Here is an 18,575-nt window from a genome sequence, read left to right as displayed (position 1 = left end):
TCAGGGTGACTATGAATAGTTCGAGAGTTCTCCTGATGACCAATCCTGCCCTGATTGATGAACTGAAGACCCTGGTTGAGCCTGGCAAGGTGTTGACCGACGCCAACTCCCTCGATGCTTACGGCAAGGATTGGACCAGGCATTTCGCCCCGGCACCGCTGGCGATCGTCTTCCCGAAAACAACTGAGCAGGTCCAGGCCATTGTACGCTGGGCCAACCAGCACATGGTCGCGCTGGTTCCTTCGGGCGGTCGTACCGGCCTCTCAGCGGCGGCGGTGGCGGCCAACGGCGAGGTCGTGGTGTCGTTCGACTACATGAATCAGGTGCTGGAATTCAATGCCGTGGATCGCACCGCGGTCTGCCAGCCAGGCGTCGTGACCGAGCAGCTGCAGAACCTGGCCGAAGAAAAGGGCTTGTACTACCCGGTTGACTTCGCTTCTGCTGGTTCCAGCCAGATTGGCGGCAATATCGGCACCAATGCCGGCGGGATCAAGGTTATTCGCTACGGCATGACTCGCAACTGGGTCGCTGGCATGAAAGTGGTGACCGGCAAGGGCGACCTGCTTGAACTGAACAAGGATCTGATCAAGAACGCGACCGGCTATGACCTGCGCCAGTTGTTCATCGGTGCCGAAGGTACGCTGGGTTTTGTGGTCGAGGCCACCATGCGCCTGGATCGCGCACCGAAGAACCTGACCGCGATGGTCCTGGGCACCAGCGATTTCGACTCGATCATGCCGGTGTTGCACGCCTTCCAGAACAAGCTCGACCTGACGGCCTTCGAGTTTTTCTCCGACAAGGCCCTGGCCAAGGTGTTGGCGCGTGGCGACGTGCCTGCACCGTTCGAGTCCGACTGCCCGTTCTACGCGCTGCTGGAATTCGAAGCGACCACCGAAGAGGTGGCCAACGATGCTCTGGCCACCTTCGAGCACTGCGTGGAGCAGGGCTGGGTGGTCGATGGCGTCATGAGCCAGAGCGAGCAGCAGTTGCAGAACCTGTGGAAGTTGCGCGAGTACATCTCCGAAACCATTTCCCACTGGACCCCGTACAAGAACGACATTTCGGTCACTGTCTCGAAAGTGCCGGCGTTCTTGAAGGATATTGATGCCATCGTCGGCGAACACTACCCGGACTTCGAAATCGTCTGGTTCGGCCACATCGGTGACGGCAACCTGCACCTGAACATTCTCAAGCCGGAAAACCTGAGCAAGGACGAGTTCTTCGCCAAGTGCGCCACGGTCAACAAGTGGGTGTTCGAGACCGTACAGAAGTACAACGGCTCGATTTCGGCGGAACACGGCGTCGGTATGACCAAGCGCGATTACCTGACCTACAGCCGTTCGCCGGTTGAAATCGAGTACATGAAGGCAGTGAAGGCGGCGTTCGACCCGAACGGGATCATGAACCCGGGCAAGATCTTCGCCGTCGAGTGATCCGCTTGGCTACACGCATCAGCACTCAATAGATCCAGGAGTCGGGAATGAGCTATCAGCACCAGTATGTCGATGGAACGCGCATCCACTTTCCGCTGGGAAAAGTGGTCTGCATCGGGCGCAACTACGCCGAACACGCGAAAGAGCTGAATAATCCGGTGCCGACCGAGCCCCTGCTGTTCATCAAGCCCGGTAGCTGCGTGGTGTCGCTGGACGGTGGCTTCAAGATCCCGACCGAGCGTGGCTCGGTGCACTACGAAGCGGAAATTGCTGTGTTGCTCGGCAAGCCATTGTCGACCAACCCGAGCAAGGAAGAGGTGCTCGACGCCATTTCCGGTTATGCCCCGGCCCTGGACCTGACCCTGCGTGACTTGCAGGCAAGGCTGAAGGAAAAGGGCTTGCCGTGGGAGCTGGCCAAGTCGTTCGATGGTGCCTGTGTCCTGCCGCCGTTCGTGGCCGGCAGCAGCTTTAACGATCCGGGCGATATCGGCATCCGCTTGACCATCAATGGCGAGGTTCGCCAGGACGGCAACAGCGCGTTGATGCTCAACCCGATCGTGCCGATGATCCAGCACATGGCCGCGCAGTTTTCGCTGCAGGCCGGTGATGTGATCCTGACCGGCACCCCTGCCGGGGTCGGCCCGCTCAGCCCGGGCGATGAGCTGGTGCTCGAGCTGCCGGGCGTCAGTCGCTTCGAGAGCCGCGTGCTCTGATGACGTTGCCGCCAGCGCTCTTGGGTGCTGGCGGCGCCTTCAGTCTTTTTCCTGGTTTTACCGTTTTTTCACACGTGATTCGGATAATGCCTCATGGCCTGCGCCGGTATTTGTGTTATTAGGCGTTAAAAAATCAGGAAAAAATCATAGATGTCCACCCCTTCAAGCCCGGTCCATAACGCTTCGAGCCCTCGCAAGCGCCGCTTCTTCCTGCCTTGGTATGGGTGGCTGTTGTTGGCCGGCGTGCTGGGCTACGGGGTCGCCATCGCCATGCATTGGGATGACCGCGGCCGGCTCTGGCTCCAGGAACGCCTCGAAAGCATGCCCAAGCGTGAGGCGAGCATCTGGCTGCCGGACTATCGCTTCGATATCGATGCCAAGGTGCTGCCAGGCATGGAGGACGACGAGGCATCGGACCTTGCTTACAGCCCAAAAAGCAAAACCTTGTTCTCGGTGATGGGGAGCAACCCCTTTCTGGTCGAGTTGACCCTGGACGGCGATGTCCTGCGCAAGATACCGCTGGTCGGCTGGAGCAATCCCGAGGGAGTCACCGTGCTCGAGAACGGGCGTTTGGCGATTGTCGACGAGCGCAACCACTCGCTGGTAATCGTTACCGTCAGCGCCGATACCCAGACGCTGAACATTGCCGATTTCCCCCAATATGACCTGGGTTCATCGGCAAATCAGAACAAGGCTTTCGAAGCGGTCGCCTGGGACCCGCGTGCCGGCCACCTGCTGTTGGGTGAAGAGCGTCCGCCGGCCTTGTTTGCCTGGAAAAGCGACGGCAATGGCCAGTTGTCGGGTGAAAAGCAGAGCGTACCCTCTGAAACGCTCGATATGCGTAACCTTTCTGCCCTGGGCATCGATCCCCGCACCGGCCACACCCTGGCGCTTTCGGCAGACTCGCACATGCTGCTGGAGCTCGATGAAAAGGGTGAGCAAGTCAGCTTCATCAGCCTGCTGGGTGGATTCAACGGCCTGAAAAAAACCATCCCGCGCGCGGAAGGCGTGGCCATGGACGAGCAAGGTACGGTGTACATCGTGAGCGAGCCGGACCTGTTCTACCGCTTGCGCAAACCCTGATGCAGGCCGAACTTCTGGTGCGCAACGTTTTTTTGCGCGCCATTAAGTTTGGCTTCAGCTGCCTGTGCTTATATTCAGGCTTACTTTTCCAGGGTCAGCCTTGAATGCGTCGTTCCTTACGCCTCCCCATCGTTCTTCTGATTGTCAGCCTCCTTGGTCTGCTCTTGCTCGGGCTGGCGGGTCAGCACTATCGGCTGTTCGAACGCGCATGGTTCAACATGAAGGTCTGGTTGCATCCGGCCGAGCAGGCCATTGGTCTGGATCGCTACCAGGTGGTGCTTGAGGCGAAGGTCATCGAAGGGCTCGATGACGATATTTCGGCACTGACCTTCGATCCTGACCGCAACAGCTTGTTCACGGTCACCAACCAGCGTTCGGAATTGATCGAACTGTCGCTCGACGGGCGCATTCTGCGTCGTATCGCCCTCATCGGTTTCGGCGACCCGGAGGCGGTGGAATATATTGCCCCGGACACTTATGTCATCACCGACGAACGCGAGCAGCGCCTGATCAAGGTGCATCTGGATGACGACACCCGGTTTCTCGATGCCCAGGATGCCGAGCAACTGACGCTGGGTATCGGGCTGAACGGCAACAAGGGGTTCGAGGGCCTGGCTTACGATTCGGCGGGTAAGCGCCTGTTCGTGGCCAAGGAGCGCGACCCGATGCTGATCTATGAGGTGCATGGTTTTCCACACTACAAGGAAGAACGGCACTACTCGGTGCATGTGGTTCAGAACCAGCGCCGTGATGCCCGGCTGTTTGTGCGCGATCTTTCCAGCTTGCAGTTCGATGAACGCAGCGGCCACTTACTGGCGCTTTCCGATGAGTCGCAGCTGGTGCTGGAGCTCGATGTGGATGGCCGACCGATCAGCAGCATGTCACTGCGCAAGGGGTTTCAGGGCTTGAGCAAGAGCGTGCCGCAGGCAGAGGGGATCGCCATGGATGATGAGGGGGCGATTTATCTGGTTAGTGAGCCCAACCTGTTTTACGTCTTTCGCAGGCCGGATTGAGATCGCAAGGATCTGAAGGCCTCATCGCTGGCAAGCGGAACGCCCCCGGCCCGCTCCCACAGAGACTGTAGGTCTGCCCCATCCATTGTGGGAGCGGGCCGGGCGGCGTTCCGCTTGCCCGCGATCGACCGCAGAGCGGTCGCCGCTTACAAAGCTTAATTACGCAGTGTCTTCACGCCTTCAGCAGTCCCCAGCAACAGCAAATCCGCCGGACGCGCCGCAAACAGACCGTTCGTCACCACGCCCACGATGGCATTGATCTGGCTTTCCAGCTCCACCGGATTGGTAATCTGCAGGTTGTGCACGTCCAGAATGATATTGCCGTTATCGGTAATCACGCCTTCACGGTAAACCGGGTCGCCGCCCAGTTTCACCAGTTGCCGGGCCACGTGGCTGCGGGCCATCGGGATGACCTCCACGGGCAGCGGGAACGCGCCGAGCACAGGCACCAGCTTGCTGCCGTCGGCGATGCAGATGAAGGTCTTGGCGACTGCTGCGACGATCTTCTCCCGGGTCAGGGCTGCGCCGCCGCCCTTGATCAATGCCAGGTGTTCGTTGGTTTCGTCGGCGCCGTCGACGTAGAACTCCAGCTCGCTGACGGTATTGAGTTCGTATACCGGAATCCCGTGACCCTTGAGGCGTGCCGCAGTGGCTTCGGAGCTGGCCACTGCGCCGTCGAAGGCGCCCTTGTGCTGGGCCAGCGCGTCGATGAAGCAGTTGGCGGTCGAGCCAGTCCCTACACCGACAATGCTCTTGTCGTCGAGTTTGGGCAGAATGAAATCAACAGCGGCCTGGGCGACGGCCTGTTTGAGTTGGTCCTGGGTCATGCGGGCTCCGGAGCGGGCAGGGAAGTCTGAAAGGCTCCCAGTATAGCGGCATGTGCGGGCAAATCCTTGGTCTTGCGGTGGTCGCCCGGCGCGGCGGTGGGTTAGACTCCGGGGTCTTGCCCCTCACCGCCAGCGATGCTTTCCCGATGCTCGAACAGTACGTCAAGAAGATCCTCACCTCGCGCGTTTACGACGTTGCCGTTGAAACCCCCTTGCAGGCCGCTGGCCAGCTCTCCAAGCGGCTGAACAACAACGTCCTGCTCAAGCGTGAAGACTTGCAGCCGGTGTTCTCCTTCAAGATTCGCGGCGCGTACAACAAGATGGCGCAATTGAGCCCGGTGGAACTGGCGCGTGGCGTGGTCACGGCCTCGGCGGGCAACCATGCCCAGGGCGTGGCTCTGGCAGCGAGGGAGCTGGGTATCAAGGCGACCATCGTCATGCCCAAGACCACGCCGGAAATCAAAGTCGAAGGCGTTCGCTCGCGCGGCGGCAAGGTCGTGCTGCACGGGGATTCCTTCCCGGAAGCGTTGGCCTACTCGCTCAAACTGGTGGACGAAAAGGGCTACGTCTATATCCACCCCTACGATGACCCGGACACTATCGCCGGCCAGGGCACCGTGGCCATGGAAATCCTGCGTCAACATCCAGGCCAGCTGGACGCGATTTTCGTGCCGGTCGGCGGCGGTGGCTTGATCGCGGGTATCGCGGCTTATGTGAAATACCTGCGTCCGGAGGTCAAGGTCATTGGCGTCGAGCCCGATGATTCCAATTGCCTGCAGGCGGCCATGGCGGCGGGGGAGCGGGTGGTGCTGGGCCAGGTCGGCCTGTTCGCCGATGGCGTGGCGGTGGCCCAGATCGGCCAGCACACCTTCGATATCTGCAAGCATTACGTCGACGAGGTCATCACCGTCAGCAGTGACGAGATCTGCGCGGCGATCAAGGATATCTACGACGACACCCGTTCGATCACCGAACCTGCGGGAGCCCTGGGCGTCGCCGGGATCAAGAAATATGTGGAAATGACCGGTGCTGCCGGGCAGACACTGGTTGCCATCGACTCGGGCGCCAACGTGAATTTCGATCGTCTGCGGCATGTGGCCGAGCGAGCGGAGCTGGGCGAAGGTCGCGAGGCGATTATCGCCGTGACCATTCCAGAGAAGGCCGGCAGCTTCAAGGCCTTCTGCGAAGCCATCGGCAAGCGCCAGCTCACCGAATTCAACTACCGCTATCACACGGACCGCGAAGCGCACATTTTCGTCGGTGTGCAGACGCATCCCGAGAGTGACCCGCGCAGTGCCTTGCTCAGCAGTCTGACCGAGCAGGGATTTCCGGTGCTGGACCTGACCGACAATGAACTGGCCAAGCTGCACATCCGCCACATGGTGGGCGGGCACGCGGTGAGGGTCAGCGACGAAGTGGTGTTTCGCTTCGAGTTCCCCGAGCGTCCGGGGGCGCTGTTCAACTTCCTCAATAAGTTGGGGGGGCGCTGGAATATCTCGATGTTCCACTATCGCAATCACGGCGCTGCCGATGGCCGCGTGGTCGCGGGCCTGCAAGTCCCCGCCGATGAGCGCCACCTGGTGCCGGAGGCCTTGGCGGCGATCGGTTATCCGTACTGGGATGAAAGCGATAACCCGGCGTATCAGTTGTTTCTTGGTTGAGCGTTGGCGAGCCGTTGGCTGCTACGCTCAAGCCCATGGATTGAATGACACGGACTTTGCCCAATGGAAACCTTCACTGCTCTGAAACTGGTGCATCACGTGGGAACGCTGCTGCTGTTTGGCAGCGCTCTGGCGGTCGCCATCTGGACCTGGCGGGTGCGGCGTAGCGGAGATACCGCGGTTTATGCGCGCAACCTGCAGCGGCCCTGGCTGTTCGTCTGGCTGCTGATGGGCCTCGGCCTGCTGAGCCTGCCAATCAGCGGTTGGTGGCTGGTGCACATGGCGGGTTGGTCGTTGGGCCAGACCTGGCTGCTGGGGGCGGCGCTACTGTATCTGCTGGGGTGCGTTATCTGGCTGTTGCTGCTGGGCCGGCTTAATCGGCTGCGCGTGGCGGCGGGTGAAGGCGGCACTACGCCCAGGACTGCCTTGATACTGGCGGTGCTGGGGGCGGGGGTGTTCCTGGGGATTCTGGCGTTGATGGTGGTCAAGCCAGTCTGAGCTTGAACCGCGCCCCCACACGGAGCGCGGGAGCGTGGGGGGTTACGTGCGTAGCGTGATCACCGGCCAGCCGCGTCTGGCCGCCTCGGCCCGCAGGTTCTCGTCCGGGTCCACGGCCACTGGATGGGTGACTTGTTCCAGCAACGGCAGGTCGTTCATCGAGTCGCTGTAGAAGTAGCTGTCCTCAAGGCTGAAGCCATTCTCTTCCAGCCAGCGATTGAGTCGCGTCACCTTGCCTTCACGGAAGCAAGGTATATCGGTACTGCGACCGGTGTAGCGGCCGTCCTGCATTTCGCACTCGGTGGCCAGCAAAGTCTGCACGCCCAGTCGCTCGGCGATGGGGCCGGTGACGAAGCGGTTGGTTGCGGTGATGATTACCAGCTTGTCGCCTGCTGCCCGGTGTTTGGCCAGCAACTCGAGGCCCTTGGGCAGCACGATGGGTTCGATGCAGTCGCGCATGAAATCACGGTGCCATTGCGCCAGCTGCGCCATGTCGGTGGTGGCGAGGATTTCCAGGCAGAAGTTCAGGTAGTCGGTGAGGTTCAGCTTACCGGCCAGGTAATCCTGGTAGAACTCATCGTTGCGGGCTTTATAGGTAGCCTCGTCGAGAATGCCGCGGGCGCAGAGATAATCGCCCCAGGCGTGGTCGCTGTCGCCGCCAAGCAGCGTGTTGTCGAGATCGAATAAAGCCAGGCGCATGAAGTTACTCGCTGAAAAACTGGAAAAGGCCCACAGAATACGGACTTTTCACAACAGTGCACATAAGGTATGCAGCCTCGTTGCTGCATTCACGACCTTTGTGGAACAATGCGGGGACATGCGTTTGCGAGGTTGCCGCCGTGATCGACCCCGATGGTTTTCGCCCCAATGTCGGGATTATTCTGACGAATGATGCCGGTCAGGTGCTATGGGCTCGTCGTATCAATCAGGATGCCTGGCAGTTTCCGCAGGGAGGTATCAACCCCCAGGAGACGCCGGAAGATGCCTTGTACCGCGAGCTGAATGAAGAAGTTGGCCTGGAGCGGCAAGATGTTGAAATTCTTGCCTGCACCCGTGGCTGGTTGCGTTATCGTTTACCCCAACGCCTGGTCCGTACTCACAGCCAACCGCTGTGTATCGGCCAGAAACAGAAATGGTTTCTCCTGCGCCTGGTTTCCAATGAGCAGCGGGTGCGGATGGATTTGACCGGTAAACCGGAATTCGATGGCTGGCGCTGGGTCAGCTATTGGTATCCGTTGGGCCAGGTGGTGACATTCAAGCGCGAGGTTTACCGCCGCGCTCTCAAAGAGCTTGCCCCGCGCCTGCTAGCGCGCGACTGACGACGGAGTTCGACCCCGAGCCATGCTCAATACGCTGCGCAAGATCGTCCAGGAAGTTAACTCCGCCAAGGATCTCAAGACGGCGTTGGGGATCATTGTGTTGCGCGTCAAAGAGGCCATGGGCAGCCAGGTCTGCTCGGTCTATCTGCTGGACCCCGAGACCAACCGGTTTGTCCTGATGGCCACCGAGGGCTTGAACAAGCGCTCGATCGGCAAGGTCAGCATGGCCCCCAACGAGGGCCTGGTGGGCCTGGTGGGAACTCGCGAAGAACCCCTCAACCTCGAGAACGCCGCCGACCACCCCCGTTACCGCTACTTCGCCGAAACCGGCGAAGAGCGTTATGCCTCGTTTCTCGGTGCACCGATCATTCACCACCGGCGCGTGGTCGGCGTATTGGTCATCCAGCAAAAGGAGCGGCGCCAGTTCGACGAGGGCGAAGAAGCCTTCCTGGTGACCATGAGCGCTCAATTGGCCGGGGTTATCGCCCATGCCGAGGCGACGGGTTCGATTCGCGGCCTGGGCCGTCAGGGCAAGGGCATCCAGGAAGCCAAGTTCATCGGGGTACCGGGGTCTCCGGGGGCAGCCGTCGGTACGGCCGTGGTGATGTTGCCTCCAGCCGATCTGGATGTGGTGCCGGACAAGGCTGTCACTGATATCGAGGCCGAACTTCAGCTGTTCAATAATGCCCTCGAAGGCGTGCGCAGCGATATGCGTACCCTGTCGGCCAAGCTGGCGACGCAGTTGCGGCCTGAAGAACGGGCGCTGTTCGACGTTTACCTGATGATGCTCGACGACGCCGCACTGGGCGGCGAAGTGACCAAGGTGATCAAAACCGGCCAATGGGCCCAGGGCTCCCTGCGCCAGGTCGTCACCGAGCACGTCAACCGCTTCGAATTGATGGACGATGCCTACCTGCGCGAGCGCGCATCGGACGTGAAAGACCTCGGCCGCCGGCTGCTGGCCTACCTGCAGGAAGCTCGTCAACAGACACTGGTCTACCCCGACAACTCCATTCTGATCAGCGAAGAACTGACGCCGGCCATGCTCGGCGAGGTGCCGGAAGGCAAGCTGGTCGGTCTGGTCTCGGTATTGGGCTCGGGCAACTCCCACGTCGCGATCCTGGCCCGGGCCATGGGTATTCCGACGGTGATGGGCCTGGTCGATCTGCCGTACTCCAAGGTCGACGGCATCAAGATGATCGTTGATGGTTACCACGGCGAGGTCTACACCAACCCCAGCGATATTCTCAGCAAGCAATTTGCCGAAATCGTGGAGGAGGAGCGCCAGTTGGCCCAAGGGCTCGATGCCCTGCGCGAACTGCCCTGCGTCACCCTGGATGGCCACCGCATGCCGTTGTGGGTCAACACCGGCTTGCTCGCCGATGTGGCGCGTGCCCAGCAGCGCGGCGCCGAAGGGGTGGGCCTGTACCGCACCGAAGTCCCGTTCATGATCAACCAGCGCTTCCCCAGCGAGAAGGAGCAACTGGCAATCTACCGTGAGCAGCTGGCAGCCTTCCACCCGCTGCCGGTGACCATGCGCAGCCTGGACATTGGTGGTGACAAGGCGCTGTCCTACTTCCCGATCAAGGAAGACAACCCTTTCCTGGGGTGGCGCGGTATTCGCGTGACCCTCGACCACCCGGAAATCTTCCTGGTGCAGACCCGGGCCATGCTCAAGGCCAGCGAAGGCCTGAACAACCTGCGTATTCTGCTGCCGATGATTTCCGGCATCCACGAGCTCGAAGAAGCCCTGCACCTGATTCACCGGGCCTGGGGCGAAGTGCGCGATGAAGGCACCGATGTACCGATGCCACCGGTCGGGGTCATGGTCGAGATTCCGGCAGCGGTCTATCAGACCAAGGAGCTGGCGCGGCAGGTCGACTTTCTGTCGGTCGGCTCCAACGACCTGACCCAGTACCTGCTGGCCGTGGACCGCAACAACCCGCGGGTGGCCGATCTCTATGACTATATGCACCCTGCCGTGCTGCAAGCCTTGCAGACCGTGGTCAGGGATGCCCATGCCGAAGGCAAGCCGGTGAGTATCTGCGGCGAAATGGCCGGCGACCCGGCGGCGGCTGTGTTGTTGATGGCGATGGGTTTCGACAGCCTATCGATGAACGCCACCAACTTGCCGAAGGTGAAGTGGATGCTGCGCCAGATCAGCATGAGCAAGGCCAGGGACCTGCTCGGGCAGCTGATGACCATCGACAACCCGCAAGTTATCCACAGCTCGCTGCAGTTGGCGCTGAAGAACCTCGGCTTGGCGCGGATGATCAATCCGGCTACGCCCAAGACCCTCTAGGGATTAGGGCGCTTCGCGCCCATCGCTGGCAAGCCAGCTCCCACAAGATTACGCGGCCCTTGTGGGAGCGGGCTTGCCCGCGATGAGGCCCTCAAAATCACTACAAATCCAGCTCCACCTCCCCCAAATGCCCGCCATACGGCCCAAAACTGCGCTCAACCAACCGCCGCGAACCATCGGCGTTGACGATCAGCACGGTACTGGCACGCGTCCCATAACTCTGGCTGGCAATAAACACACTCGACAGCAGGCTTTCGGTAGCCAACCCCACCCCGGTATCGGGCAGCTCGGCGAACGGTGCCGTTTGCGGATCACTGAGCAGCGCCAGCAACCCCTCGGGCTGCGGATCGTTCAATTGCTCGGTTAGCGCAGCCCTGGCCTTGAGCACTTTCGGCCAGGGCGTATCGAGCCCGGCATTGGCCAGCCCGTAAACCCCATGCCCGAGCATTCGTGGCGTCGGGTCTGTAGCGTTGAGGTAAGCCAGCTGCTGCGCGTTGCCGACCAGCAGGTTAAACCCAGAGTACTCATCCGACCGTTGGGCTATTTCGGCCAAATACTGCTCTACCGAGAATTCCCCGCACAGAAACTGCGCCACCAGCTCACCGCGCGAGCGGCGGCCGAGCGGCTGCCCGGGGTTGCGGATATTGGTCAGCGCCGCAAACCGTCCCCCGGGGCCAACGCCCAGCCAGGTGCCCCCGGCTTCCAGATCGCGCCCGGCATACACGCCTGCAAAATCCTGCCATTGACCCAGCGGCTGGCTGGGGCGGGCATAGAATTCATCGCGGTTGGCCGCGACGATCAGCGGCTGGGCATGACCCGGTCGCCAGGCAAAAACAATTAGACACATAGGTGCTTCCCTGTGTTTTCCGCTCACTCTACGCAGAGATCGGTCGGGTATCCATCGCATCCAGTAGAGCCGAAGGCCCGCCTTCCGTTACCATGCCGGACTGATTTGGGGGGCGACAATGGAATTTCTGCTCTATCTGGTGCTGGGCGCTTGTGCAGGCGTGCTGGCCGGACTGTTTGGCGTGGGCGGTGGCATAATCATTGTGCCGGTGCTGGTGTTCAGTTTCACCCTGCAGGGGTTCGATGCGTCGATATTGACCCACCTGGCGGTCGGAACCTCCCTGGCAACCATCGTGTTCACCTCGATCAATGCGATTCGCGAACATCATTCGAAGCGTGCGGTGCAGTGGCCGATCTTTGTCTGGATGACCCTGGGCATCCTGATCGGCGCAGGTTTGGGTGCCAAGACCGCTTCGGCGATCCAGGGGCCGCTCCTGCAGAAGATCATCGGCGTGTTTGCCCTGGTCATCGCCCTGCAAATGGCCCTGGACCTCAAGCCCAAGGCCAGTCGCGGTGTGCCTGGCAAGGGAAGCCTGACCCTGACCGGCACGGTCATTGGCTGGGCATCGGCGATTTTCGGGATCGGTGGCGGTTCGCTGACCGTGCCGTTCCTGACCTGGCGCAGCCTGCCGATGCAACAGGCGGTAGCAACCTCGTCGGCTTGCGGTTTTCCGATTGCGGTGGCCAGTGCCCTGAGTTTCATGGTTCTGGGCTGGCATGACCCCTTGTTGCCGGCGCACAGCCTTGGCTTCATCTATTTACCGGCATTGCTGGGGATTGCCCTGACCAGCATGTTTTTCGCCCGTTACGGTGCTCGCCTGGCGCACAGATTGTCGCCGCGGTTGCTGAAACGGCTGTTCGCCGCACTGCTGTTCAGTGTCGGCTTGAGTTTCCTGCTCTGACAAAGGAGTCATCATGCTGCCTTACCCGCAGATCGATCCAGTGGCCTTGGCTATCGGCCCGCTGAAAATCCATTGGTACGGCCTGATGTACCTGATCGGCATCGGCAGTGCCTGGTTTCTGGCCTCCCGTCGCCTGCACGTTTTCGACCCGACCTGGACCAGGGAGAAACTGTCCGACATGGTCTTCTGGGTTGCCATGGGCGTCATTGTCGGCGGGCGCCTGGGTTATGTGCTGTTCTATGACCTGGAAGCCTACCTCGCCAACCCGGCCTTGATCTTCGAAGTCTGGAAGGGCGGTATGTCGTTCCACGGCGGCTTTATCGGCGTGATGCTGGCGACCTTGTGGTTCGGCCAGCGCAACGGCAAGTCGTTCTTCGAACTGATGGACTTCATTGCCCCGCTGGTACCGATCGGCCTGGGCGCCGGGCGCATCGGCAACTTCATCAATGCCGAGCTGTGGGGCAAGCCGACCGATCTGCCGTGGGCCATGATTTTCCCCACTGACCCGGCGCAATTGGCCCGCCATCCGTCGCAGCTTTATCAGTTCGCGCTCGAAGGCGTCGCGCTTTTCGTTATCCTTTGGCTGTTCTCGCGCAAGCCGCGGCCAACCATGGCGATTTCCGGCATGTTCGCGCTGTTCTACGGGATTTTCAGATTCGCCGTCGAATTCGTGCGAGTTCCGGATGCCCAGCTTGGCTACCTGGCCTTCGGCTGGCTGACCATGGGCCAGGTGCTCTGCCTGCCAATGATCCTCGGTGGCCTGGGCTTGCTCTGGTGGGCCTATCACCGCACACCGTCGGCCAAAGGCGCTGCGCTCTAATACGAATGGCAGGGGTTGTTCCCCTGCCTTCATCGATACAGGTAAGTCATGAAGCAATATCTAGAACTGGTCGCGCATGTGATCAAGAACGGCACCCTGCAAGAGAACCGCACCGGTGTGCGGACTATCAGTTTCCCCGGGGCGATGCTGCGTTACGACTTGCAGGAAGGTTTCCCGGCTATCACTACGCGCAAACTGGCCTTCAAGTCGGCGATCGGCGAGATGGTCGGTTTTCTGCGTGGCGTGAAAAGCGCCGCCGAGTTCCGCGCATTGGGCTGCAAGGTCTGGGACCAGAACGCCAACGAAAACGCCCAGTGGCTGGCCAACCCCTTCCGCCAGGGCACCGACGACCTGGGCGAAGTCTACGGTGTGCAATGGCGCAAATGGCCGGCGTACAAGCAAATCGACACCGGCAACCAGGCCGCGATCGAACTGGCACTCAGCCAGGGCTATCGGCAGATTGCCGAAGGTGAAGAAGACGGCCAGGCCTACGTGGTGCTGTACAAGGCCATCGACCAGATCCGCCAATGCGTCGACACCATCATCAAGGACCCGGGCAGCCGCCGCATCCTGTTCCACGGCTGGAACTGCGCCCAGCTCGATGAAATGGCCCTGCCGCCCTGCCACTTGCTGTACCAGTTCCACCCGAATGTCGAGACCAGGGAAATTTCCCTGACCTTGTACATCCGCTCCAATGACCTTGGCCTGGGCACGCCGTTCAACCTGACCGAAGGCGCGGCACTGCTGTCGCTGATCGGCCGCCTGACCGGCTACACGCCGCGCTGGTTCACCTATTTCATTGGTGATGCGCACGTCTACGAAAACCACTTGGACATGCTCAACGAACAGCTCAAGCGCGAGCCATTGCCTGCGCCGAAGCTGGTGATTTCCGACCGCGTTCCAGAGTTTGCCAAGACCGGCGTCTACCAGCCCGAGTGGCTGGAACTGATCGAGCCAAGCGACTTCAGCCTCGAAGGCTACGAGCACCATGCGCCAATGACGGCGCCCATGGCGGTCTGACTTCCCCTGCAAGCCACGGGTCAATGCCCGTGGCTCCTCCCCACATGGGAGTGTTCGCCTTCCGGCGCCGACACTCCGCCGTTGACTTCCAACTGCTGCAAGATCGCGCATTGATCGACATGGGTCTGGTCGTTGCAGCGTTGGCGCAATTCCACCAGTTGTTCCTGCAAGGCCAGCAGGCCGTCGATGCGAGTCTTGACGTGCAGGATATGCTCGTCGATAAGGGCATTGACGCTTTCGCACGGGTCCAGGGGGCTGTCGCGCAGGTTCAGCAGGCTGCGGATTTCCTCCAGGGTCATGTCCAGGGTGCGGCAGTTGCGGATGAAGGTCAGGCGCTCGACATGGGCCTGGGTGTACAGCCGATAGTTGCCTTCGCTGCGCGCTGGCGCCGGCAGCAGGTTTTCCCGCTCGTAATAGCGAATGGTCTCGACCTGGCAATCGGTCGATTTCGCCAGCTCTCCGATTTTCATCTGAAATCCCTCCCTTGAGTGCTTGACCCTATAGTGGCTACAGGGTGTTCACTTGGCAACAGGACATTTAGGGATGAACCTCATGAACCAGCCAACCTCAAGCCACGACCACTCGAAATTCACGCCTGTAGCAGTCCCGGTACAGGGTGCCGGGCACAATCACGACCACGCCTGCTGTTCAGCGTCACATGCGCCGGCGTTGATCCAGCTGACCGAGGCGGCGAGTGCCGGTTCGCGCTTGAGCAATTTTCGCATCGAGGCCATGGATTGCCCGACCGAGCAGACCCTTATCCAGAATAAGCTGGCCAAGCTGGCCGGGGTCGAGCAACTGGAATTCAACCTGATCAACCGGGTGTTGGGCGTACGCCATGCCTTGGCCGATACCGGTGCCATCGAAGAGGCAATTGCTTCGCTGGGCATGAAAGCCGAACCGATTGTCGAAGGGCAGGCTGCAGACGTCACGCCAGCGCCAGTGAAGAAACACTGGTGGCCGCTGGCCTTGTCCGGTGTGGCGGCGGTTACGGCGGAAGTTATCCATTTCGCCGAGTTGGCGCCGACCTGGGTGGTAGCGCTGGTTGCCCTGCTGGCGATTTTGAGTGGTGGCCTGGGCACCTACAAGAAGGGCTGGATCGCCCTGAAGAACCGCAACCTCAACATCAATGCATTGATGAGCATTGCCGTGACCGGCGCCGTGCTGATCGGGCAATGGCCGGAAGCGGCAATGGTGATGTTCCTCTTCACCCTGGCCGAACTGATCGAGGCGCGATCGCTGGACCGGGCCCGTAACGCCATCGGCGGTTTGATGCAGCTGACCCCGGACGTGGCCACCGTGCAGCAGGCCGATGGACAGTGGCGTGCACTGGACGTCAAAGAGATCGCCCTCGGCGCCCTGGTGCGCGTGCGCCCCGGCGAGCGCATCGGGCTGGACGGCGAGGTGGTATCCGGGCAGTCGACCATCGACCAGGCGCCGATCACCGGCGAAAGTTTGCCAGTAGAGAAGGGGGCGGGCGACAAGGTCTTTGCCGGGACCATCAATCAGGCCGGCTCGCTCGAATACCGCGTCACGGCGGCGGCGAACAACTCGACCCTGGCGCGGATCATCCACGCGGTGGAGCAGGCCCAGGGCGCTCGGGCACCGACCCAGCGCTTCGTCGACAGCTTCTCGCGAATCTACACTCCGGCGGTGTTTGCCCTGGCCATGGCCGTTGCGGTGATACCACCGCTGTTCATGGGCGGCATCTGGTTCGACTGGATATACCGGGCGCTGGTCTTGCTGGTGGTGGCTTGCCCCTGTGCACTGGTTATCTCGACACCGGTAACCATCGTCAGTGGCCTGGCCGCAGCCGCGCGCAAGGGAATCCTGATCAAGGGCGGGGTGTATCTGGAGAGCGGGCACAAGCTAGATTATCTGGCCCTGGACAAGACCGGCACCATCACCCATGGCAAGCCGGTGCAAACCGACTTCCTGGCGCTCGATCCGCTGGTGGAGGACATGGCGGTAGCCGTCGCTGCCAGCCTGGGTAGCCGCTCTGACCATCCCGTTTCCCTGGCCATTGCGCAAAAGGCTGAAGAGCAAAACGTGGTGCTGCGCCAGGTCGAGGCCTTCGAGGCGTTGGCCGGACGGGGTGTGCGCGGTGAAGTCATGGGCGAGCTTTATCACCTGGGCAATCATCGTCTGGTGGAGGAGTTGGGGCTGTGCTCGCCGCAGTTGGAAGCGCAACTCGATCGGCTCGAGCGTCAGGGCAAGACGGTGGTGCTGCTGCTGGACAAGGCCGGGCCGCTGGCACTGTTCGCCGTGGCCGACACGCTCAAGGCATCCAGCCGCGAAGCCATCAGCCAATTGCATGAGCTGGGCATCAAGACCTTGATGCTGACCGGTGACAACCCGCATACAGCCGAGGCCATTGCCGCTCAGGTCGGTATCGATCAGGCCCAGGGCAACCTGTTGCCCAGCGGCAAGCTGCAGGCGATCGAAGCGCTGTACGCCAAAGGCCACCGGGTCGGCATGGTCGGTGACGGCATCAACGACGCGCCGGCCCTGGCCCGTGCCGAGATTGGTTTCGCCATGGCGGCGGCAGGCACCGACACCGCTATCGAGACCGCCGACGTGGCGCTGATGGATGACGACTTGCGCAAAATCCCGGCGTTCGTCAGGCTCTCGCGCCAGACCGCAGCGATTCTGATGCAGAACATCGTGCTGGCCTTGGCGACCAAGGCGGTATTCCTCGGGATTACCTTTGCAGGGATGGCGACCATGTGGATGGCGGTCTTTGCCGATATGGGCGTGAGTCTGTTGGTGGTCTTCAATGGACTGCGACTGCTGAGAAAATAGAGGATGCGATGCAGGGCGTGTCATCAATGAGTTCCTGGCTTGCGCCGGCGCCTGTTTTTGCGCAGGGCAAGGCGCGAGGAGAGAAATTTGGTCATTCCAAATGAACGACGAGTAACGCAGCCCTGCGCAAAAACAGGCCCGGCCCTCCGGGTTGTGCCTGAGCGCGCGCCATGCGGCGTTGCAGCCCTTGCCAATGGAATGACCATTGGCTACGGTCTGCGCCTTGCCTGGCACGCGCTCAGGCGACAACGCAAGTCAGGAACTCATTGATGACACGCCCTAGTGCCGAGTTGAAGGCGTTCTACATGGTTGCCCGCTTGGGCAGTATTACCCTGGCAGCGAAGAAACTCGGCCTGAGCCAACCGACGGTGACCACCCAGATTCGTAACCTGGAGAGCCAGTACTCGGTGGAGTTATTCTATCGCGGCGGGCGTCGCCTGACCCTCAGCGACGACGGCGCGCGCCTGCTGCCGATGGTCAAGGTACTGTTACAGCAGGAAGCTGATATCGAGTTCTTTTTGCGCAACAGTGGCCAAGGGCAGGGCGCCTTGCGCATTGCTGCGACTGCCCCGTATTACATACTCGATCTGGTGAAGATATTTCGCGAGCGCCTGCCGCAGATCGAAGTGTCGGTGGAGATCGGCAATTCGCAGCAAGTGCTCGAATCGCTGGAGGATTACCGGGTCGACTTGGCGGCATCCTCGCAACTGCTCGATGATGCCCGGTTAGTGCGTCGGGTACTGGGTACCGATCCGCTGGTGCTGGCGGTGCACCGCAATCACCCGCTGGCGGCGCAAGCGTCGGTGCCGATCACCGCGCTGGCTGGTCACTGTCTGTTAATGCGTGAACCTGGCTCGACGACACGCAAGTTGACCGAAGAGATGCTCCGTGACGCCGGGGTATCGGTAGGTGCGCTGCTGGAAATCGGCAGTCGCGAATCGATTCGCGAGGCGGTGTTGCGCAATATCGGTATCAGCATCATTGCCCGGCATGAGGTGCCGCACAATCCGGAGTTGCGGGTGCTGACGCTCGAAGGTGCTCCACGGATTTATGAGTATTTGTATTGCTTGAAAGAGCGGCGGCAGGCGCGGTTGCCGGCGGCGTTTCTTGGCCTTGCGCAGGAGGTTTTGGCGCTGGAGTCCTGATCACAGACCGCGTTGCCTGCATCGCTGGCAAGCCAGCTCCCACAAGGGTTTAGTGCCAGACATACCATTTGGGAACACCGCTCATCCCTGTGGGAGCTGGCTTGCCAGCGATGAGGCCCTCAAGACTTTCTCATACCCAAAATCTGCCAATACCACTATCGGCAGCTTTTGCCCCACTGCCACAGGACGTA

Annotated in this window: 17 protein-coding genes; 13 read left to right on the top strand and 4 right to left on the bottom strand. The window is 61.0% G+C overall.

The genetic code is table 11. From position 1 onward, the window contains the following. Positions 1-35 precede the first annotated feature (35 nt). The 4 genes from NVV94_RS25490 to NVV94_RS25475 all read left to right on the top strand — a co-directional run bounded on the left by NVV94_RS25490 (position 36) and on the right by NVV94_RS25475 (position 4,242). Positions 36-1,433, top strand: coding sequence for an FAD-binding oxidoreductase (locus tag NVV94_RS25490; RefSeq protein ID WP_258445039.1), 1,398 nt, complete (start codon positions 36-38; stop codon positions 1,431-1,433). Positions 1,434-1,480: 47 nt separating this feature from the next. After that, positions 1,481-2,146, top strand: a complete 666-nt coding sequence (locus NVV94_RS25485; protein WP_258445038.1) for a fumarylacetoacetate hydrolase family protein — start codon at positions 1,481-1,483, stop codon at positions 2,144-2,146. 150 nt (positions 2,147-2,296) lie between these two features. Then, positions 2,297-3,229 (top strand): SdiA-regulated domain-containing protein, encoded by a 933-nt coding sequence (locus NVV94_RS25480; protein ID WP_258445037.1) that lies wholly within the window; start codon positions 2,297-2,299, stop codon positions 3,227-3,229. A gap of 104 nt (positions 3,230-3,333) precedes the next feature. After that, entirely contained in the window at positions 3,334-4,242 is a 909-nt protein-coding gene (locus NVV94_RS25475) for an SdiA-regulated domain-containing protein (protein ID WP_258445036.1), read from the top strand. 155 nt (positions 4,243-4,397) lie between these two features. On the opposite strand, the gene rpiA is transcribed toward NVV94_RS25475, so the two are convergent. Then, complete coding sequence (gene rpiA, locus NVV94_RS25470) at positions 4,398-5,069, bottom strand: ribose-5-phosphate isomerase RpiA (RefSeq protein WP_258445035.1); 672 nt, start codon at positions 5,067-5,069, stop codon at positions 4,398-4,400. Between the two features lie 146 nt (positions 5,070-5,215). Here rpiA and ilvA point away from each other — a divergent pair, with 146 nt between their 5' ends. Beyond that, a complete protein-coding gene (ilvA, locus tag NVV94_RS25465; RefSeq protein ID WP_258447823.1) occupies positions 5,216-6,730 on the top strand; it encodes a threonine ammonia-lyase, biosynthetic in 1,515 nt (504 codons plus the stop codon). A gap of 63 nt (positions 6,731-6,793) precedes the next feature. Then, the gene (locus NVV94_RS25460) at positions 6,794-7,228 is read left to right on the top strand and encodes a DUF2269 domain-containing protein (protein ID WP_258445034.1); all 435 of its coding nucleotides are present in this window, start codon (positions 6,794-6,796) and stop codon (positions 7,226-7,228) included. Positions 7,229-7,270: 42 nt separating this feature from the next. Here the strand turns inward: NVV94_RS25460 and NVV94_RS25455 are convergent, their stop codons facing one another. After that, positions 7,271-7,927 carry an HAD family phosphatase gene (locus NVV94_RS25455; protein WP_258445033.1) on the bottom strand — a complete coding sequence of 219 codons (657 nt, stop codon included), beginning with the start codon at positions 7,925-7,927 and terminating at the stop codon, positions 7,271-7,273. Between the two features lie 140 nt (positions 7,928-8,067). Here NVV94_RS25455 and NVV94_RS25450 point away from each other — a divergent pair, with 140 nt between their 5' ends. Then, on the top strand, positions 8,068-8,547 hold the full coding sequence (locus NVV94_RS25450) for an RNA pyrophosphohydrolase (RefSeq protein ID WP_166358248.1): 480 nt from the start codon (positions 8,068-8,070) through the stop codon (positions 8,545-8,547). Positions 8,548-8,569: 22 nt separating this feature from the next. Beyond that, the gene (ptsP, locus tag NVV94_RS25445) at positions 8,570-10,849 is read left to right on the top strand and encodes a phosphoenolpyruvate--protein phosphotransferase (RefSeq protein WP_258445032.1); all 2,280 of its coding nucleotides are present in this window, start codon (positions 8,570-8,572) and stop codon (positions 10,847-10,849) included. Positions 10,850-10,949: 100 nt separating this feature from the next. On the opposite strand, the gene NVV94_RS25440 is transcribed toward ptsP, so the two are convergent. Continuing rightward, positions 10,950-11,696 (bottom strand): NRDE family protein, encoded by a 747-nt coding sequence (locus tag NVV94_RS25440; protein WP_258445031.1) that lies wholly within the window; start codon positions 11,694-11,696, stop codon positions 10,950-10,952. A 118-nt stretch (positions 11,697-11,814) separates the two neighbouring features. On the opposite strand from NVV94_RS25440, the gene NVV94_RS25435 reads away from it, so the two are divergent. Genes NVV94_RS25435 through NVV94_RS25425 form a run of 3 tightly spaced genes read left to right on the top strand, consistent with a single transcriptional unit; the run spans position 11,815 to position 14,437 of the window. After that, on the top strand, positions 11,815-12,597 hold the full coding sequence (locus tag NVV94_RS25435) for a sulfite exporter TauE/SafE family protein (RefSeq protein ID WP_258445030.1): 783 nt from the start codon (positions 11,815-11,817) through the stop codon (positions 12,595-12,597). 13 nt (positions 12,598-12,610) lie between these two features. Further along, the gene (gene lgt, locus NVV94_RS25430) at positions 12,611-13,417 is read left to right on the top strand and encodes a prolipoprotein diacylglyceryl transferase (RefSeq protein WP_258445029.1); all 807 of its coding nucleotides are present in this window, start codon (positions 12,611-12,613) and stop codon (positions 13,415-13,417) included. A 48-nt stretch (positions 13,418-13,465) separates the two neighbouring features. After that, positions 13,466-14,437: a thymidylate synthase gene (locus NVV94_RS25425; protein ID WP_258445028.1), complete on the top strand. Its 972-nt coding sequence runs from the start codon at positions 13,466-13,468 to the stop codon at positions 14,435-14,437. A gap of 20 nt (positions 14,438-14,457) precedes the next feature. Here the strand turns inward: NVV94_RS25425 and cadR are convergent, their stop codons facing one another. Further along, complete coding sequence (gene cadR / locus NVV94_RS25420; RefSeq protein ID WP_258445027.1) at positions 14,458-14,907, bottom strand: Cd(II)/Pb(II)-responsive transcriptional regulator; 450 nt, start codon at positions 14,905-14,907, stop codon at positions 14,458-14,460. A gap of 82 nt (positions 14,908-14,989) precedes the next feature. On the opposite strand from cadR, the gene NVV94_RS25415 reads away from it, so the two are divergent. Both NVV94_RS25415 and NVV94_RS25410 read left to right on the top strand, forming a co-directional pair. After that, positions 14,990-17,239: a heavy metal translocating P-type ATPase gene (locus NVV94_RS25415; RefSeq protein WP_258445026.1), complete on the top strand. Its 2,250-nt coding sequence runs from the start codon at positions 14,990-14,992 to the stop codon at positions 17,237-17,239. Between the two features lie 269 nt (positions 17,240-17,508). Then, positions 17,509-18,384, top strand: coding sequence for a LysR family transcriptional regulator (locus NVV94_RS25410; RefSeq protein ID WP_258445025.1), 876 nt, complete (start codon positions 17,509-17,511; stop codon positions 18,382-18,384). Positions 18,385-18,575: the final 191 nt, after the last annotated feature.

Source organism: Pseudomonas sp. LS1212, assembly GCF_024741815.1.
Lineage (GTDB): Bacteria > Pseudomonadota > Gammaproteobacteria > Pseudomonadales > Pseudomonadaceae > Aquipseudomonas.
Note: the sequence above shows the minus strand (reverse complement) of the source record. Positions and strands in the feature narration are given on the sequence as shown.

Excerpts from the sequence above, each read along its gene's own strand:
- NVV94_RS25490 (WP_258445039.1), top strand. The coding sequence starts at position 36 with ATGACCAATCCTGCCCTGATTGATGAACTGAAGACCCTGGTTGAGCCT.
- NVV94_RS25485 (WP_258445038.1), top strand. The coding sequence starts at position 1,481 with ATGAGCTATCAGCACCAGTATGTCGATGGAACGCGCATCCACTTTCCG.
- NVV94_RS25480 (WP_258445037.1), top strand. The coding sequence starts at position 2,297 with ATGTCCACCCCTTCAAGCCCGGTCCATAACGCTTCGAGCCCTCGCAAG.
- NVV94_RS25475 (WP_258445036.1), top strand. The coding sequence starts at position 3,334 with ATGCGTCGTTCCTTACGCCTCCCCATCGTTCTTCTGATTGTCAGCCTC.
- rpiA (WP_258445035.1), bottom strand. The coding sequence starts at position 5,069 with ATGACCCAGGACCAACTCAAACAGGCCGTCGCCCAGGCCGCTGTTGAT.
- ilvA (WP_258447823.1), top strand. The coding sequence starts at position 5,216 with ATGCTCGAACAGTACGTCAAGAAGATCCTCACCTCGCGCGTTTACGAC.
- NVV94_RS25460 (WP_258445034.1), top strand. The coding sequence starts at position 6,794 with ATGGAAACCTTCACTGCTCTGAAACTGGTGCATCACGTGGGAACGCTG.
- NVV94_RS25455 (WP_258445033.1), bottom strand. The coding sequence starts at position 7,927 with ATGCGCCTGGCTTTATTCGATCTCGACAACACGCTGCTTGGCGGCGAC.
- ptsP (WP_258445032.1), top strand. The coding sequence starts at position 8,570 with ATGCTCAATACGCTGCGCAAGATCGTCCAGGAAGTTAACTCCGCCAAG.
- NVV94_RS25440 (WP_258445031.1), bottom strand. The coding sequence starts at position 11,696 with ATGTGTCTAATTGTTTTTGCCTGGCGACCGGGTCATGCCCAGCCGCTG.
- NVV94_RS25435 (WP_258445030.1), top strand. The coding sequence starts at position 11,815 with ATGGAATTTCTGCTCTATCTGGTGCTGGGCGCTTGTGCAGGCGTGCTG.
- lgt (WP_258445029.1), top strand. The coding sequence starts at position 12,611 with ATGCTGCCTTACCCGCAGATCGATCCAGTGGCCTTGGCTATCGGCCCG.
- NVV94_RS25425 (WP_258445028.1), top strand. The coding sequence starts at position 13,466 with ATGAAGCAATATCTAGAACTGGTCGCGCATGTGATCAAGAACGGCACC.
- cadR (WP_258445027.1), bottom strand. The coding sequence starts at position 14,907 with ATGAAAATCGGAGAGCTGGCGAAATCGACCGATTGCCAGGTCGAGACC.
- NVV94_RS25415 (WP_258445026.1), top strand. The coding sequence starts at position 14,990 with ATGAACCAGCCAACCTCAAGCCACGACCACTCGAAATTCACGCCTGTA.
- NVV94_RS25410 (WP_258445025.1), top strand. The coding sequence starts at position 17,509 with ATGACACGCCCTAGTGCCGAGTTGAAGGCGTTCTACATGGTTGCCCGC.